The sequence below is a fragment of the Desulfobulbus rhabdoformis genome, from assembly GCF_016919065.1.
Lineage (GTDB): Bacteria > Desulfobacterota > Desulfobulbia > Desulfobulbales > Desulfobulbaceae > Desulfobulbus > Desulfobulbus rhabdoformis.
This window is the reverse complement of record NZ_JAFFQA010000017.1, coordinates 23691-41463: the sequence shown is the minus strand read 5'-3', so window position 1 is coordinate 41463 and position 17773 is coordinate 23691. Positions and strand designations below refer to the sequence as shown.

At 54.1% G+C, this 17773-nt stretch carries 15 protein-coding genes; all 15 read left to right on the top strand.

The features are described 5' to 3' along the window. Positions 1-2 precede the first annotated feature (2 nt). Positions 3-734, top strand: a complete 732-nt coding sequence (rnc, locus tag JWJ90_RS10675) for a ribonuclease III (RefSeq protein WP_205227212.1) — start codon at positions 3-5, stop codon at positions 732-734. Further along, positions 735-1799, top strand: coding sequence for an elongator complex protein 3 (locus JWJ90_RS10670; RefSeq protein ID WP_205227211.1), 1065 nt, complete (start codon positions 735-737; stop codon positions 1797-1799). A 170-nt stretch (positions 1800-1969) separates the two neighbouring features. Then, positions 1970-2518: an REP-associated tyrosine transposase gene (locus tag JWJ90_RS10665; protein WP_205227210.1), complete on the top strand. Its 549-nt coding sequence runs from the start codon at positions 1970-1972 to the stop codon at positions 2516-2518. Positions 2519-2696: 178 nt separating this feature from the next. Beyond that, positions 2697-4688: an ABC-F family ATP-binding cassette domain-containing protein gene (locus JWJ90_RS10660; RefSeq protein ID WP_205227209.1), complete on the top strand. Its 1992-nt coding sequence runs from the start codon at positions 2697-2699 to the stop codon at positions 4686-4688. A 32-nt stretch (positions 4689-4720) separates the two neighbouring features. Next, the gene (locus JWJ90_RS10655) at positions 4721-6448 is read left to right on the top strand and encodes a hypothetical protein (RefSeq protein WP_205227208.1); all 1728 of its coding nucleotides are present in this window, start codon (positions 4721-4723) and stop codon (positions 6446-6448) included. Positions 6449-6752: 304 nt separating this feature from the next. Continuing rightward, positions 6753-8540: an indolepyruvate ferredoxin oxidoreductase subunit alpha gene (gene iorA / locus JWJ90_RS10650; protein ID WP_240194884.1), complete on the top strand. Its 1788-nt coding sequence runs from the start codon at positions 6753-6755 to the stop codon at positions 8538-8540. Then, positions 8540-9124 carry an indolepyruvate oxidoreductase subunit beta gene (locus tag JWJ90_RS10645; protein WP_205227206.1) on the top strand — a complete coding sequence of 195 codons (585 nt, stop codon included), beginning with the start codon at positions 8540-8542 and terminating at the stop codon, positions 9122-9124. Before iorA ends, JWJ90_RS10645 begins: the two co-directional genes overlap by 1 nt. Before the next feature lie 36 nt (positions 9125-9160). Next, complete coding sequence (locus JWJ90_RS10640) at positions 9161-10462, top strand: phenylacetate--CoA ligase family protein (protein ID WP_205227205.1); 1302 nt, start codon at positions 9161-9163, stop codon at positions 10460-10462. 33 nt (positions 10463-10495) lie between these two features. Next, positions 10496-10927, top strand: coding sequence for an ACT domain-containing protein (locus JWJ90_RS10635; protein ID WP_205227204.1), 432 nt, complete (start codon positions 10496-10498; stop codon positions 10925-10927). Positions 10928-11057: 130 nt separating this feature from the next. After that, positions 11058-12218, top strand: a complete 1161-nt coding sequence (locus JWJ90_RS10630) for an ABC transporter substrate-binding protein (RefSeq protein ID WP_205227203.1) — start codon at positions 11058-11060, stop codon at positions 12216-12218. 167 nt (positions 12219-12385) lie between these two features. Next, on the top strand, positions 12386-13276 hold the full coding sequence (locus tag JWJ90_RS10625) for a branched-chain amino acid ABC transporter permease (protein ID WP_205227202.1): 891 nt from the start codon (positions 12386-12388) through the stop codon (positions 13274-13276). Next, complete coding sequence (locus tag JWJ90_RS10620; protein WP_205227201.1) at positions 13276-14340, top strand: branched-chain amino acid ABC transporter permease; 1065 nt, start codon at positions 13276-13278, stop codon at positions 14338-14340. Before JWJ90_RS10625 ends, JWJ90_RS10620 begins: the two co-directional genes overlap by 1 nt. A gap of 29 nt (positions 14341-14369) precedes the next feature. Beyond that, a complete protein-coding gene (locus tag JWJ90_RS10615) occupies positions 14370-15131 on the top strand; it encodes an ABC transporter ATP-binding protein (protein WP_205227257.1) in 762 nt (253 codons plus the stop codon). Between the two features lie 32 nt (positions 15132-15163). Then, positions 15164-15892: an ABC transporter ATP-binding protein gene (locus tag JWJ90_RS10610; RefSeq protein WP_205227200.1), complete on the top strand. Its 729-nt coding sequence runs from the start codon at positions 15164-15166 to the stop codon at positions 15890-15892. A 440-nt stretch (positions 15893-16332) separates the two neighbouring features. Next, positions 16333-17631, top strand: coding sequence for a phenylacetate--CoA ligase family protein (locus tag JWJ90_RS10605; RefSeq protein ID WP_205227199.1), 1299 nt, complete (start codon positions 16333-16335; stop codon positions 17629-17631). Positions 17632-17773 lie beyond the last annotated feature (142 nt).

Below are 17773 nucleotides of genomic sequence, written 5' to 3'. Positions count from 1 at the left end.
CCATGGGAACCACTATTTCTAACCTGATCCAGGATAACGAGGAAGGGTTGCACGAGTTGCAGGTCCAAATCGGATATCAGTTCAATGACCTGCGACTGCTGCAACTCTCCCTCGTACATAGTTCTTTTGCTTTTGAGCGGCTTGACGACGGACGCCATAATGAAACCCAGGAGTTTTTGGGGGATGCGGTTTTAGACCTGACGGTCGGGTATATTTTATTTGTTCGCTTTCCGGAAATGCGCGAGGGCAAGCTCACCCGCATACGTTCTGCTCTGGTCAATGAGCAGGGACTGGCTGAACGTGCCCGCGAAATCGACCTGGGCAAGTATCTTCTGCTTGGAAAGGGGGAAGATGCCTCCAACGGGCGGGACAAATCCTCAATCCTCTCCTGCGCCTATGAGGCCCTGGTGGGGGCACTCTTTCTGGACGGAGGCTATGATGAGGCTTTAACCTTTGTTCGCCGCTTTTTTGAGCCGCATATCGATCAGCACCAGGAGCGGCTGGTCTCGGCCGATGCCAAGAGTGCTCTGCAGGAGCTCCTCCAGGAGCGCTACAACGAAGGACCTGAGTATGTGCTGGTCAGTGAAGAGGGCCCTGCGCATGCCCGCTTGTTTTCCATCTCGGTCAACTTTCGGGGAGAATCCCTTGGTAGTGGTCAGGCCTCCAGTAAAAAAGAGGCGGAGCAGCAGGCTGCTCGTTCAGCGCTTGATTCCCTCCAGTCAAACGAGGCCTGATTGCGCACCTCAGTCAGGAGAGAGGCTGCGGCCCCAGCCCATGGTCGATCTCTGCAAAAAAAGCTGCTGGTTATCCCTGTCTTTATCCCCCACGAAGGCTGTCCGTACTGTTGCAGCTTTTGTAATCAACATCAAATCAGCGGACAATCCGCAGACCCAATTGATGCAACCGGGGTAGGGCAGATCGTTGAAACCTGGCTAGACCGCAGCGGAGCAGGGGCTCGTCAGGTTCAGGTTGCTTTTTACGGGGGCAGCTTCACCGGCTTGCCGCTCCAGCGGCAACGTTCGCTTCTGGGAGCGGTTCAGCCCTATCTTCGCCAGGGCAGGGTACAGGAGATTCGCCTTTCCACCCGCCCGGATTATATTGATAGCGAACGCCTGACCCTGCTCAAAGAGTTTGGTGTCGGCGTTGTTGAACTGGGCGTCCAGTCCCTGGATGATCTGGTACTCTGGCAGGCCGGTCGCGGTCATAGCGCAGAGGCGACCATGAAGGCAGCTGAGTTGATCAAATCCTATCAGTTTACGTTGGGTATTCAACTGATGCTTGGCCTGCCTGGCCAGAGTTTTGCCTCCCTGCGACGTACCCTTGCCCAGGTTATTGCCCTCAGGCCGAATCTGATCCGTCTGTATCCGGTGTTGGTGCTTCAGGGGAGCAGACTTGAGAGCATCTATCGCCAGGGACAATTTCAGCCTTTGAGTCTTCATCGGGCAGTGCTTCAGGCGTCCTTCATGAAAAAACGGTTTGACGATCACGGGATCAGGGTGGTACGCATGGGCCTGCAACCGGGGCCGGAGCTTGAAGCATCCCTGGTGGCGGGGCCTTATCACCCGGCCTTTGGGGAGATGGTTCAAGCGCGACTGATGTTCCATGCCACGCGCAGGCTATTAGCCTCTGTATCGGCAGGACAACCGGTACATCTAGTTATAAACGAGCGTGACCAATCGGTATTTCGAGGGCTGCATTCAGCAAACATAAAGCGACTGCGCCAACTCGGCTTGCATAATCGTTTTACCTTGCAGACCGATCCCGACCAGCCGCGGGGTACGGTCCGCTTGACGGAGTAAGAGGATCTTTGGTGGGCAAGCAAACAGCCGCTTGCGCCACCCTACCAGCTCAGCATTTGGTTTATTCCCTGGGGAGAGTAGGGTGGGCACGTAGTTTGTGCCCACCGTCGAGGTGGGGTAACTGGTGTACCGTTAACCCCATAAACGCAAAACAATCCAGGTCATAGACAATGCCCAATTATCGTCGTTCAGATGCAACGGGTGGGACCTTTTTCTTCACCGTAGTAACGTATCGACGTAGGCGTCTGTTTGACTCTCTTGAAGCGCGAAACATCCTGGGAAAGGTGGTACGGGAGACTCGAGAGGCCTGTCCCTTTGTCATTGATGCCTGGGTGTTGCTTCCTGATCATCTGCATTGTATATGGACGTTACCTCCAGGGGATTCTGATTTTTCAATGCGCTGGAGTCGAATAAAATCCACGTTTTCCAAACGCTGCAAACACCTCTTTCATGTAGAAGCCTGGATGAACGCCTCCAGGAAAAAAACGCGAGAATTAACCATCTGGCAACGGCGCTTCTGGGAACACCAGATCACATGCGACCGAGATTACAGAATATATATGGATTATATCCATTACAACCCTGTGAAACATGGTTGGGTAAAGCAGGTGGTGGATTGGCCTTTCTCAACCTTCCATCGGCAAGTTCGCCTGGGGAATTATTCGCCTGATTGGGGCGGGCAGAATCTTGATGCATCCAGTCCTTGCTTTGGTGAATAAAGAGATTGCTGGAGAGGGGGATTCATCGGTGGGCAAGCAAACAGCCGCTTGCGCCACCCTACAGGCTCAGAGGTATATTGTATCTCGGAGTAGGGTGGGCACGTAGTTTGTGCCCACCGGTTACGTGGAATTATGGACGAAAAAACATTTCAACAGCTCAAATACAGACAACATTTTCATGCTCAGTATTAACGATCTCAACCTGCAATACGGCAGTAAACATATCTTTCGCAACGTTTCGGTGCAGATCCATACCGGCGACAAGGTCGGTCTGGCCGGTGTCAATGGTGCGGGGAAATCCACGCTTCTGAAAATCATGTGCGGCCAGCAGGAGGTGGACCCGGGGATCGTCAATCGGGCCTCCTGGTTTTCCGTGGCCTATCTGCCCCAGGAGGTGAGCATTGAGTTGGGCAGCCGTTCACTCTTTGCCGAGGCCGAATCCGCCTTTGACGATGTGCTTGCCCAGCAGGAAGAGCTGGATCAGGTGAGCGCCGAGCTGGCTCTGCTGGATGCGGACAGCCCGGAGATCGAATCGCTCTTGAACCGCCAGGGCGAGTTGCAGCATCAGTTGGAGGGCAGCGATGTCTTTCGCATTCGCCCTCAGGTGGAGCAGGTACTTTTTGGTCTGGGTTTTTCATCCGAGGACCTGGAAAAGGAGGTCAAGAGTTTTTCCGGTGGCTGGATTATGCGTCTGCTACTTGCCAAGCTGCTGCTCAAGCGTCCCTCGTTGCTCCTGTTGGATGAGCCCACCAACCATCTGGATCTAGACTCGCTCACCTGGCTGGAGGATTTTCTTTTAAGTTACCAGGGATCCATGGTGATCATTTCCCATGACCGCTCCTTTCTGGACCGGATCACTTCCACAACCTGGGAGTTGAGTTTGGGCAAGTTGTCCGTCTTTCGCGGTAACTACTCCCATTACCTGGTGGAAAAGGAACAGCGCCTGGAGCTTGAGCGGGCTGCCTACGAAAATCAACAAGCCCAGATTCGGCAGAGTGAGCGCTTTATTACCCGTTTTCGCGCGAAATCCACCAAGGCCAAGCAGGTGCAGAGCCGGGTGAAACAGTTGGAAAAGATGGAGCGGATCGAGCTTTCGGAAACCGATCGTTCTATCCATTTTTCCTTTCCCCCTGCCGCACCTTCCGGGCGCGACGTGCTTAAGCTCGACAATGTCTGCAAGAGTTTTAATGGAGTCAAAGTCTTTGACGGGGTCAAACTCGATCTGCAGCGAGGTGATAAGCTGGCGGTGGTTGGTGTCAATGGTGCCGGTAAAACGACCCTGATGAAGATTATCGCCGGACTGGAGCCAGCCGAGGGGGAGATCAAACCCGGTCATAATGTGATCCTCTCCTACTTTGGTCAGCACCAGGCCCAAGAGTTGCCCGGTGAATTGAGCATTGTCGACACGGTCTATCATACGGCAACCGACATGAGTATTACCCAGGTCCGCTCGCTTCTGGGGGCCTTCCTCTTTACCGGCGATGAGGTGGAAAAGCAGGTGCGGGTTCTTTCCGGTGGCGAGAAATCCCGTGTGGCCCTGGCCAAGATGCTGGTGCGCCCGGCCAATATGCTGTTGTTGGATGAGCCCACCAACCACCTGGACATGAGCTCCCAGGAGATTTTGCAGGAGGCCATGGCCCAGTACGAGGGGACCATTGTCGTGGTCTCCCATAACCGTTTTTTCGTGAACTCCTTTGTCAACAAGGTCCTTGAGATCAGAGACGGCAAGGCAACCATCCATGAAGGGAATGTGGATGATTACCTGGAGTGGCGCAAAAAGATGGAGGCGGGAAAGGCCGAGCAGGCGGTTGCGGCCAAAAAGACCGGTCCCGGTAAAGAGGAAGTTTCTGCAAATCCGGGCTCTGTGGATAAAAAAGCCGAGCGCAAGCGCCGCGCTCAAGAACGTCAGCTTCTTAACAAAAAGATTGGCCCCTGGAAGAAAAAGAGCGATCAGGCCGAGCAGGAGATTGAAAAGCATGAAGGCCGCAAAGCAGAGCTTGAAGCTCTGATGGCCGATCCGGAGCTGTACAACGATCAGGAGCAGTGGAGCGCGACCTCCAAAGAGTACGCCCAGGTGGAGCGCCATCTGGAGCGGGCCTACCAGCGGTGGGAAGAGGCGCAGCAAGCCATTGAAGCAATCGAAGAGGAATTGGCCGCTTCCGAAAACTGATGAACCATAAACCGGAGAAGGCACGGACAATTATGCAGAAACTAATAATCATTCGAAGAAAATGGTTGATGCTGGTGCTTGTCGCCGTCTTTGTCGTCGCTGGCGTGTATTTGAGTTGGTTCGCTCAGGTAGTAGACAATGAGTATGCCCGGTATCTTCCGGACACGACCGTGGCAACGGTCAACCTGCTTCACCTCGCCCGGATGAGTGCGGCCTTTCCAGATACACCCCTTGGCCATTTTTTTTCCAAGGAAAACATGCATGCGGTCATTAAGGATCTGGGAGGAAGCAGGCAGGACCAGCAAGAATACGATCGCATGGCTAATACAGCGGCCGCAGTGTTTTCCACCCCCTCCATTCGGGCGGTCTTTGGCCATGATCTCACGCTGGCCCTGGTGCCTCCATCCGACCAGGGTAGTCCCTCCGCATTCGTGCCCGTGTTTCGCCAATCTCTGGTCGTCCTTGCCCGTACCACTGTGGCCGGTGCTTTGGATCTTTTTAGTCGCATTGTCAAGACAGAGGGGCTAAGCCGTGAGGAGGTCGATGGGCTCGAGTTGGTGCGGGTGGAATTTGAACCGGGCCAGGTTCTCTATGGGTACACCGAGGGGAAGATGCTTTTCTTGGCCTATAACCCGGATACAATTAAACGCTGCCTCCTGGCTGCCGACAAAGAAGGCCGCCCTCTTGCACAGTCATCACCCTTTATTCGCGTCCTTGGCCTCTGGCACAGAGTTGCCCAGGAGCAGTCCTTTTTGCGTGTTTTTGTCAATCCCGTGCATTTACGCGCGTTTATGCAAAACATTCCCGCGCTCGTCCCTTCTGCCCCGTTGCTTGCGGGGGTGCGTGATTTTTCCCTCCTGAGCTACGCGGACAAACATTCCCTGGAAACTGGTGCGCAAGCGACCTACGAGTACCAAAAACTGCATCCCCTGTTGCAAAGCGCGGTTGATTCGGCCTCTTCTCCCAACCAGAGCCTGAGGCTGCTGGAAAACTCCACCCTTGCCTATGGATGGTCATCTTCGCTCAGGCCGGAGTTGATAGAGCATATTCTCCACACGAACAACCTGGATCCTGAGCAGGTGGACGCCCGCCTGCGTGCACAGTTCGGTTTTGATCTCGCCACCCTGCATCGGGCACTCGGCCCCCAATATGGATTTATCCTGGATGATATGGTGCGTGCGGCTCTTTTTCCCGCCCCCAAGATGAGTTTTTTTGCCTCCCTGCGGGATAAAGCCGCGGCAGTGAATATGGTGAAGGGACTGCGTCAGGCCATGAAGACAAATGAGCTTATCCATGAGCAGCAGGAGCAGATACATGGGGTATCCGTCTTCTCCTGGCCACTGCTTGCCGACAAGGATGCTCAGCCAGCCCTGGCCTTGATCGACTCCCTGCTTCTTCTTTCCACCAGTAAGGCCGGAATGGTTTCGCGGCTGCAGGCAGCACGGCAGCCTCCTGGGCTCAACTCTGATGTTGCGACCCAACTGGGAGAAGAGTTGAGCATGCGTCTGAGCAGTGCCAACAGCAGCGCCCTGTTGGTCTATCCGCAGAAAATGGCTCCCAAAATTCGACCGACACTGCACTGGCTTGGAGGTATCTTGTCCAGTACCAGAAATATTTCCCTGACCCGGATCAACCAAGCACTATTTAAGTTGATGGAATCGAGCCCGCTGGTGTTGGCGACAGTTAACCTGGATCAACACCAGGCAACCTGGACTCTGTCTTTACAACAAGCAGCACAAGCCGCTCCGGAAAAACATTGAATGAGCAAAGCCGCATACCTTTGGAAGACAAGGATCTAAGGGAAAAGCAGGGGAAAAAGCACTTGCCTTTGAGGCTTGATTCAAGGTAAGGATGGGGCCTGAAAAATAATCATATCTGATTTTAATCGTTTTCGAGGATGCCTTGAAAACACATCAATAGGGTGACGCGAGCGATCCACTGGGAGGACTCTGTCTGTCCGTCCCGGTCCACTTGCCCTCACCGCATTGTGACAACAGCATTTCGACCCGCCCGTGCAAGGGCGTGCAGAGGAGGAATGACGTGGGGTTTGACAAGGAGAACAAGATGTGGCTTTCCGGTAACGAGGCGATCGCCTTGGGTGCCTGGGAAGCAGGTGTGCGGGTGGCTTCCGGCTATCCGGGAACACCGTCGACCGAGGTCATGGGGAATCTCTCCCGTTATGAGGGCGTGTATACCGAGTGGGCGCCCAACGAGAAGGTAGGACTTGAGGTTGCCATCGGTGCGTCTTTTGCCGGTGCCCGAGCCCTGGCGACCATGAAACATGTCGGCCTCAACGTGGCAGCAGACCCGTTGTTTACTGCGGCCTATACCGGCGTTCGTGGTGGTCTGGTGGTGCTTAATGCAGATGATCCCCAGATGCATAGCTCCCAGAACGAGCAGGATAACCGCAACTACGCCTATGCCGCCAAGTTGCCCCTGATGGAGCCTTCTGACCCGGCTGAGGCCAAAGAGATGATGGCCACCGCTTACCGGCTCAGTGAAGAACTCGATACCCCGGTGATGATGCGTATCACCACCCGTATCGCCCATGTAAAGGGCGTGGTGGAAAAGGGCACGAAACTTGAGCTGCCTGAACCATCGCTGGAAAAAGCTCCGGCCAAAATGGTTATGCTCCCCGGGAACGCCCGCGTTCGTCGCGTGGCCGTGGAAAAACGGATGCAGGCGGCTCGCGAGCTGGCGGAGACCCTCCCCGAAAACCGGATTGAACCTGGAAGCGGCAAGCGCGGCTTTATCACCTCCGGTGTCCCTTACAACTACGTCAAAGAAGCCTTCCCAGACGCCCCGGTGCTGAAGCTAGGCATGGTCTGGCCGCTTCCGGAGCAGATGATCCGCGACTTTGCAGCCAACCTTGATGAGCTGATCGTGGTCGAGGAACTCGATCCCTTCATCGAAACCCATCTCAAAGCCATGGGCATTGCCTGTCGCGGTAAGGATTTGATCCCCAATCAGGGCGAGCTGAACTCTTTTATTGTGCGCAAGGCCATCGAGCCGGATTCCATCGGCGAACTCTTTGAGCCAATCGAGTTGCCCATGCGGCCACCGAACATGTGTGCCGGTTGTCCCCATCGCGGCCTTTTCTTTGGCCTCTCCAAAATAAAAGATGTCTTCATCTCCGGTGATATCGGCTGTTATACCCTGGGATTTCTGCCGCCGCTTTCCGCCATGGATGCCTGTGTCTGTATGGGGGCTTCCATCACCATGGCCCATGGTCTTTCCAAGGCAATGGGCAAAGAGGGCGAGGGCAAGGTCGTCGCCGTTTTGGGCGATTCCACCTTTATGCATTCGGGCATCACCGGTCTTTTGAACCTGGTTTATAATAATTCCTATGCGACGGTGATCATTCTTGATAACCGCACCACCGCCATGACCGGTCACCAGGATAACCCGGCCTCTGGTCATAATATTCGTGGTGAGGCCGCACCGGCACTCAACTTGGAGATGCTTTGCCAGGCTGTGGGCGTCAAACGCGTTACAGTGGTCAATCCCCACGATGTCGAGGCTACTCGCAAGGTGCTCAAGGAAGAGATCGCCGTTGCCGAGCCCTCGGTGATCATCAGTCGGGCTCCCTGTGTGCTGCTGCCTGAAGAGGTGAAACGCAAGAAACCTGTCTACTCCACCAATCTGGATAACTGTACCGGTTGCACCCAGTGTGTGCAGATGGGCTGCCCGGCTATCAGCTGGACACCGCTCACCCCAGAAGAGGCGGTGGCGCGCGGCTACCGTGAAAAACAAAAAGGCGTTGCCCAGATTACCGAGGTGCAGTGTAACGGCTGCGGCCAGTGTGCGTCGGTGTGCAAGTTCGATGCGATCACCAGAAAGGAGGCGAAGTAATGAAACAGAGCGGCAATATTCTCTTTTCCGGTGTGGGCGGGCAGGGCATCCTGCTGGCCAGCGAGTTGACCGCCCATGCCCAGTTGGCAGCCGGGTACGACTGCAAAAAAAGCGAGGTCCACGGTATGGCCCAACGTGGTGGCTCGGTTGAAGCCCACCTGCGCTACGGCCAGAAGGTCTACTCGCCCCTGATCGAACCGGGCAGCGCCGATATTCTGGTCGCCTTTGAGATCCTGGAGGCGGTGCGCTATCTGCCCTACCTGCATAAAGACAGCGCCGTGGTGGTGAACACCCAGAAAATACTGCCGCCTGCGGTTGCTCTGGGCAAGGCCAAGTATCCGGAAAATATTCTGGATGAGCTCAAATCCCGCCAGATCAACGTGGTTGCCATCGATGCTTTTGCCGTGGCTGAATCCGTGGGTGAGCTGCGTACCGCCAATGTGGCCATGGTCGGGGCGATGTCCAACTTCCTGGCGGTCGATCCCAATGTCTTTATCGAGGTGATCGATACCACGGTCAAGGAGCAGTTCCGCGAGGTCAATAAAAAAGCATTCTCCGCCGGACGCGCGGCAGTCTACGCCTGATTGTGTATGCAGGCCAGAAAATAGAGAGGTAATTGAATGATGTGGGTGGAAGAAATCGAATCGTTGCCACGGGCCGGGCTGGAGTCAATTCAGCTCAAACGACTGCAGGCCCTGGTGCACCGCATGTACGACAATGTCCTGCCGTACAAGAAAAAAATGGATCAGGCTGGAGTGAAACCCGGTGATATTCAGTCGCTCAAGGATCTGAGCAAACTGCCTTTTACCACCAAGGATGATCTGCGGGAAAACTATCCCTTTGGGCTCTTCGCCACGCCCATGGATGATGTTATCCGTATCCATGCTACCTCGGGAACCACCGGAAAACCGGCGGTTGTCGGCTATACCCAGGCGGATATCAACCTCTGGGCATCCGTCATAAAGCGTTGTCTGACCATGGCAGGGGTGACCCGGGGCGATATGGTGCACAACGCCTATGGCTACGGGCTCTTCACTGGCGGGCTTGGTGCGCATTACGGCATTGAGGCTCTGGGGGCGACAGTTATTCCTGTCTCCGGCGGTAATTCCAAACGCCAAATTTCGATCATGCGCGATTTTGGTTCAACCGTCCTGCTCTCTACCCCCTCCTACGCCTTGAACCTCGCTGATGCCATTGCCGATGTCGGCGTCGACCCCGAGGAGTTGAAACTGCGGGTGGGCATTTTCGGTGCCGAGGCCTGGAGTGAGAACATGCGCGAAGAGGTTGAGAGAAAACTTGGTCTCAAAGCCCTGGATATTTATGGCCTTTCCGAGGTTATCGGGCCTGGCGTGTCCATGGAATGTACCCATTCCGAGAAAGGCATGCATATTCTTGAGGACAATTTCCTGCCCGAGATCATCGACCCCGATACCCTGGAAGTGCTGCCGTACGGGGAGACCGGAGAGCTGGTCTTTACCACCCTCACCAAGGAGGCCTTCCCGCTGATCCGTTACCGGACCAAGGATATCTCCCGCCTCTTCCTTGAGCCCTGTGGTTGTGGTCGGACCCTGATTCGTATGGAGAAGGTCACCGGTCGTACCGATGACATGCTCATCATCCGCGGGGTCAACGTCTTCCCGTCACAGGTTGAGCATGTTCTCGTCGGGATTGAAGGGGTTGAGCCGCATTACCAGATCGAGGTGACCCGCGAAGGCAACCTGGATGTAATGTCGGTTCTGGTTGAGGTCAGCGAGCAGGTCTTCTCCGATGAAATTCGTGTCCTTGAAAATCTGTCCAAAAAGATTCAGGGAGAGATCAAGGATATGCTCGGTGTCACCACCAAGGTCAAGCTGGTGGAGCCGCGCTCCATTCAGCGTTCCGAGGGAAAGGCGCAGCGAATTATTGATCGCCGCAAAATTTGACCGGAATTTCCACCTAAGATATTGGAGGATTGCATGCGTGTAGAACAGATTGCGGTTTTTTTAGAAAATAAATCAGGACGTCTGGCTGAAATCACTCGTATCCTTGCGGAAAAGGGCATTAATATTCGCGCGCTTTCCGTCGCCGATACGGCTGATTTCGGTATTTTACGTTTAATTGTCGATAAGGTTGACCTGGCCAAGGAATCCCTGCGTGCAGGTGGTTTCACCGTGGGCAAGACCAACGTTATCGCGGTTGAGGTGCCGGATCAAACCGGTGGCCTGGCCAGCGTGCTCAAGGTTGCCCATGAGGCCGAACTCAACGTCGAGTATATGTATGCCTTTGTCAATAAAAGCAGTGACAATGCCGTGCTCATCTTTCGTTTTGATGACATGGACAAGGCCATTGCGGTTATGCAGCAAAGCGGGTTTACGCTGCTCAATGGAGAGCAGATCTGCTCCATTTAACGAGAGCTTGAGTTCATTTTTCTACTCTTGATAAAGAACTGCAGGCTGTAAACGAGGCCTTGCTGCTGCTCTCTGCTGCGGCAAGGCTTCTTCTTCAATCAAAATTACTACACACAAAATGGGGGGAACCATGAAACGTAGTATCAAATGTTTGGCTCTTGGAGGAGCAGCCTGTTGCCTGGCTTTGTCCACCATGCTGGCACCGGCATGGGCCGGTACCGTCAAGGTCGGTGCAATCTTTGCCGTGACCGGACCGGCCTCCTTTCTTGGTGGCCCAGAGGCCAGAAGCGCGCAGATGATTGTGGACGAGATCAACAAGGCCGGTGGTATCAACGGAGATACCATTGAACTTATCGTCAAAGACACGGCGGGACACTCGGAAAAAGCGGTCTCCTTTGCCAAACAGTTGATCGAAGAAGACAAAGTTGTTGCCATCATCGGGCCGTCCACCTCGGGTGAATCCATGGCTGTGAAGAAAATTGCCGAAGCAGGCAAGACCACCCTTATCTCCTGTGCCGCAGCCGAGGTCATTGTCAACCCTGTAGCCAAACATGTGTTCAAGACACCCCAGAAAGATTCCTTTGCCGCCCAGATGATCTTTGAGGAGATGCAGCGGTTGGGCATTACCACCATAGCCATTACCGCGGGCAATGATGGTTTTGGCAAGGCCGGGAAGGCGCAATTGGAAAAAATGGCTCCTACCTATGGGGTCAAGGTTGCGATTTCTGAGACCTATGATAGCAAGGCCACTGATTTGAGCGCCCTGGTGGCAAAGCTTAAATCCGATGTTTCCATCCAGGCGGTCATCAACTGGTCCGTGGTTCCGGCCCAGGCCATTATTGCCAAAAATATGCGTCAGGTCGGATGGGAGGTTCCCCTGTTCCAGTCCCACGGTTTTGGCAACATCAAATATGCCCAGGCCGCCGGTGTGGCAGCCGAGGGGATCATCTTTCCCTGTGGTCGTCTTTTGGTGGTTGATCAGCTCGAAGAGAGCAACCCGCAGAAGGCGCGTCTGGTCCAGTACAAAAGCGATTACGAGACCAAATACAAAGAAGATGCCTCTGCCTTTGGCGGCTATGCCTACGATGCCATGAACATGGTCGTGGAAGCGATCAAAAAAGGTGGGAACGACCGCGCCAAGGTACGTGACGCTGTGGAAGGGTTAGAAAATTTTGCCGGTGTTGGTGGTATGTTTTCCTTTTCTCCTGCAGATCACAACGGGCTCACCATCGATTCCTTTGCCATGATGACGGTCAAAGACGGTGCGTTCATCCTCTACCAGGGGAAATAAGCGGAGCCGATAGAGTTGCAGACCGGCGGGGTGCTCCCCGCCGGTCTGCTTTTTAAGGCCTTATGTCCACTCCCGGCATCTTTGGTGCCTGTAGAGGATGGACATTTTCTAGAGCGTCTTGGAAGCTCCAAGCTGCTCTGTAGACTTTTACGATCCAGTCACTGTTCATGAGTCCGGACCTTTTTTTCCAATACCTCTTTGCCGGCATCACCTACGGCTCCATCTACGCCGTTGTCGCCATCGGGTTCAATATCATCTACAACGCCACCGGCATCATCAATTTCGCCCAGGGCGAATTTGTCATGCTCGGCGGTATGATCTCGATCTCGCTGCTTCATTTTATGCCGTTGCCTTTGGCCATTGCCAGCGCAGTTGCCTTGACCATGCTCATCGGCGCTGCCATTGAGATTCTGTTCATCCGCTGGCTGCAGAGCCCCTCGGTGATGCGGATGATCATCATCACCATTGGTATTTCGATTCTGCTGAAGGAGGTGGCACTGCATATCTGGGGTGAATCCATTCGCAGTCTGCCCTATTTCTACGGCAACGAGATCACCACCTTTTCCATTGGCAGCGTCCACATTTCACCCCAGGTTGTCTGGGTGATTCTTGCCAGCGCAGTCATGGTGGCCGGGTTGAACCTGTTCTTCAAGAGCACGCCCATTGGTCGTGAGATGCGCGCCTGCTCCGCCAACAGGACCGCGGCACTGCTCTGCGGCATCAATGCCCGCAACATGGTCACGCTCTCCTTTATGCTGAGCGCGGGAATCGGCGCCCTGGCCGGTTGCGTAATGTCACCGATCACCTATACCCAGTACGACAGTGGCTCAGCACTTGCTCTCAAAGGGTTTACCGTCGCAATCCTTGGGGGGCTGGGGAACTCTGGAGCTGCGGTACTGGCGGGTATCCTTCTGGGAATCATTGAGGCGTTTTCTGTCTCCGTTGTGCCCCTTGCCTTTCAGGATGCGATCTCCATTGCCATCTTGCTGGTGATTCTTTTTGTTAAACCCCACGGCCTGTTCGGGTCCGGTGACGCTGCTCGATTAAAGGATTTCTGATGAAGACCCGAAACTATCTTCCACTCATTGGTCTCGGGGTGCTTATGGTGGCCCTGCACCTGCTCACGGTGTGGACCGGCACCCAATACTATCTGACCCAGCTGACCATGTCGGCCTACTATGGTCTGGTCATTATCGGCCTGGGGGTGCTCATGGGCTACGCCGGGCAGATTTCCATCGGCCATGCCGGATTTTTTGCCATTGGCGGCTATCTTGCTGCAGCCCTGACCACCCGCAACCTGGAACCCTTTGCCCAAAACTGGTGGGTACAACTGCTGGATAAGGCTGGGGTGATCGTGCATGGGCAGGATATCTATGGCCTAAGCCAGATGACCTTCACCCCCTGGTTGGCGTGCATTGTGGCCGTTACCACCGCCGGACTGGTGGCACTTGTTATCGGCATTCCCGTGCTCAAGCTCAAAGGACATTATCTGGCCATGGCTACTCTGGGCTTTGGCACCATTGTTTACCGCATCTTTCTGGCCATGCCGTATTTTGGTGAGTCCGATGGCATTACCGAGGTCCCCGGTTTTGATATGCTGCCTTTTCTCACCATCAGCGGCGATATGAGTCATCGGGTGCTGAACTTTTACGCCTCCTGGACCTTGCTTATTGTGGGCATGCTTTTTCTCATTAACCTGATCGGTTCCCGGGTGGGCCGGGCGCTGCGCTCCCTGCACAGCTCGGAGGAGGCTGCCGAGGCCTCTGGTATCAATGCCGGACGCTTTAAACTCAAAGTCTTTGTTCTCAGTGCCATCTACGCAGCCGTGGCCGGTGTGCTCCTGACCCATTACAACGGGGGGATCGGGCCTTCCGAGGCCTCGATGGCTAAGTCGGTGCGCTATGTGGCCCTGGTGGCGGTGGGCGGAATGCTCAATCTCTGGGGAACGCTGATCATGGGTGTCGGCCTGACCTTTCTCTCCCTGCGCGGAGTCTTTGGCAGTTTTGATGACGCTGTTTTTGGCACCATTCTCATTCTCGTGATGCTTTTTTCGCCGGAAGGTATACTTGGCCTCAAGCTGCGGCCACTGTTACGGCAGCTGATTATTGGAGGTCGAGCATGAGTCCCAAGACTTCTCCGGCAAACGAGACCATGCTGGAACTCTCCGGGGTGCATAAACGCTTTGGTGGTCTGCATGCCGTTAATGACGTCAGCTTCAAGGTGCCGACGGGCAGCATCAAGGCATTGATCGGGCCAAACGGTGCCGGTAAGACCACGCTGTTTAATCTCATTGCCGGCAACCTGCCGGTGAGCGAGGGGAGTATCCACTTCTGCGGCCAGTCTATAGAGGGGCAAAAGACCTATGAGATAGCGCGCATGGGCATGGCCCGTACCTTTCAGAACATCAAACTTTTTCATGGGATGAGCGCCCTTGAATGTGTCATGGTGGGGCGACACAGTCGCAGCCGCAGCGGATTCTTTGCCGGGATGCTCTCGCTGCCCACGACCTGGAAAGAAGAAAAGGCCATTCGCGCCCGCTCTATGGAACTGCTCGATTTGCTGGGGATTGCCGATCTAGCCGATACCGAAGCCACCAGTTTGGCCTTTGGTCAGCAGCGGGCTGTGGAGATGGCCCGTGCCCTGGCCTTAGAGCCCAAGCTGATCCTCCTGGATGAGCCTGCTGCCGGATTGAACATCTACGAGACCGCCGAGGTTGCCCGGTTGATCAGCGCCATCCGCGATATGGGCATCACCGTGCTGCTGGTGGAGCACGATATGTCGCTGGTAATGGATATTTCCGATGAGATCGTGGTTCTGAGTTTTGGTTCCAAACTGGCAGAGGATACGCCGGCCAATATTCAGCAAAACGAAGAAGTCATAAAAATTTATCTGGGTGAGGATGAAACCGTGTAAATGGTTTTGTCGTTTCCCGCACTCAATATCTCATGCTCAAGATTCGAAACCTCGACGCTGGCTACGGTAAACTCCGGGTCCTGAAGAATATCTCACTCCATGTTGATCCCGGAGAGATTGTCACCATGATCGGTGCCAACGGTGCTGGCAAGACCACACTGTTGCATACCATTATTGGCCTGATTAAGCCGACCAAAGGGGAGATCAATTTTCTCGATACGCCCTGTTGCCGCAGTTCCGTGGGCCAGATCGTCGCCTCCGGCTGTGCTCTGGTTCCGGAGAACCGCCAGGTGTTTGCATCCATGTCGGTGGAGGAAAATCTCCTGCTTGGAGGCCATGTGTTGCAGAAACGGGAAGGGCGGGCCGCCGTGCATAAAGAGCTTGCGCATCAGTACGAGCTCTTTCCCATTTTGCGTGAACGACGCAACCAGTTTGCCGGAACGCTTTCCGGTGGTGAGCAGCAGATGCTGGCCATGGGGCGGGCGCTGATGTCCAAGCCACGACTGGTGATGATGGATGAGCCTTCCACAGGGCTGGCACCACTGATTGTCCGTGATATTTTTCAAATTATTCTGCGTCTGCGGGAAGAAGGCAATACCGTGCTTTTGATCGAGCAAAACGCGAAAGCCGCCCTGGGGATTGCCGACCGAGGCTATGTACTTGAGGTGGGCAAGGTTATTGTTCAGGGGCCAAGTGATATCTTATTGGCCAACACCGATGTGCAGCGGGCGTATTTGGGCCGGGAGAAAGTCACGGAGTAGCAACAGCTTTAAAAATATATGATTACCATTAAAGCTCCGCTGGAAAAGAAGAATTTGTGCCAAGTGCCACTTCTTTTCCACAAAAGACAAAGAGTCGGTAAACCGTTCGCCCTGTCGCGGGCATGGCCCGTCTCCTACAGCCTCCCAAATGTTATCGGAATCGTAGGAGTGGGCCTTGCCCGCGACAAATATTGCAGCTGAGTTTCTGTGGTAATCAAATGGGAATCTCGAATAATTGCTTTTTCTTCCAATCTCGGCGTTATGCTTAAAATTTTATCCTCGGAATATCAATCATATGCCTGTGGTAAAATTTTAAGCATGCCTTGACCTTGATTGAAAAATCTAATTATTCAAGACACCCAAATAAAAAATATGCGGTGTCCCCGCCCATCAAGCATGGACGAGGGCCATTACTCAAAAAATTAGACAAGAAAGCGATTATGTACTGGGAACCGGAACGCGAATGTATGGCAAGGGAGGATTTGGAACAACTTCAACTGGAGCGTCTGCAGTCGACGCTGTACCGGGTTGGCACCAACGTCCCCTTCTATAAAAAGAAATTTGACGAGATCAAATTTAATTACGAGGGCATTCGTTCGCTTGACGACCTGCGCCGTCTTCCCTTTACCGAGAAACAGGACCTGCGGGATAACTATCCCTATGGGCTTTTTGCGGTGCCCCTGCGTGATGTTGTGCGGGTACACTCCTCCTCAGGAACCTCCGGTCAGGCAACCGTGGTGGGCTACAGCCGCAATGACATCAAAAACTGGTCGAACCTGGCGGCACGAGTGATTACCGCTGCCGGTGTGACCAAAAACGATGTCATCCAGATTGCCTTTGGCTATGGCCTCTTTACCGGTGGATTTGGTCTCCACTATGGCGCGGAAACCGTTGGCACCTCGGTTATCCCCATCTCTGCGGGCAATACCAAGCGCCAGATTCAGATCATGCAGGATTTCAAGACCACCGCGCTTGTCTGTACGCCTTCCTATGCCCTGGTCATGGCGGATACCATGATGGATATGGGGATCAACCCCAACGGGCTTTCTCTGCGCTATGGTCTCTTTGGTGGCGAGCCCTGGTCTGAGGGAATGCGCCAGGAAATTCATCAGAAGCTGGGCATTATTGCCACCGATAACTACGGCCTTTCTGAGGTCATGGGTCCAGGTGTCGCTGGTGAATGTTTGGAGTGTAACGGTCTGCATATTAATGAGGATCATTTTATTTTGGAGATTCTCAACCCGGAAACTTTGGAACCCGTCCCGGAAGGGGAGGTGGGCGAACTGGTCATCACCACCCTGACCAAAGAGGCTTTTCCCATGATTCGGTATCGGACCCGCGACCTGACCCGGTTTATTCCCGGCCCTTGCGGTTGCGGGCGAACTCTCAAGCGTATGCAGCGGGTTATGGGACGTTCTGATGATATGCTGATTATCAAGGGCGTGAATGTTTTTCCGATGCAGATTGAAAAGGTGCTCTTTGAGGTTGAGGAGACCGAACCCCATTACCAAATCATCGTCGATCGCGAAAACCATGCGGACAAGATCACGGTGAAGGTCGAGGTTATGGAGTCAATTTTCTTTGACCAGATGAAGAAGCAGCGGCAGGTGATCGATACCATCAAAAGTCGCCTGGCCTCAGAGCTTGGGCTCAGTGTCGATGTGAAGCTGGTGGAAGAGAAAAGTCTGGAACGCTTTGAGGGTAAGGCCAAACGGGTTATTGATCGACGGGAGCTCTAAGCTACAGGGTGTTTTGAATAATTAGATTTTTCAATCAAGGCCAAGGATTGCGCAAAATTTTACCGCAGGCATATATGTGATATTCCGAGGATAAAATTTTAAGCGTGACGCAGGGATTGGAAGAAAAAGCAATTATTCAAGA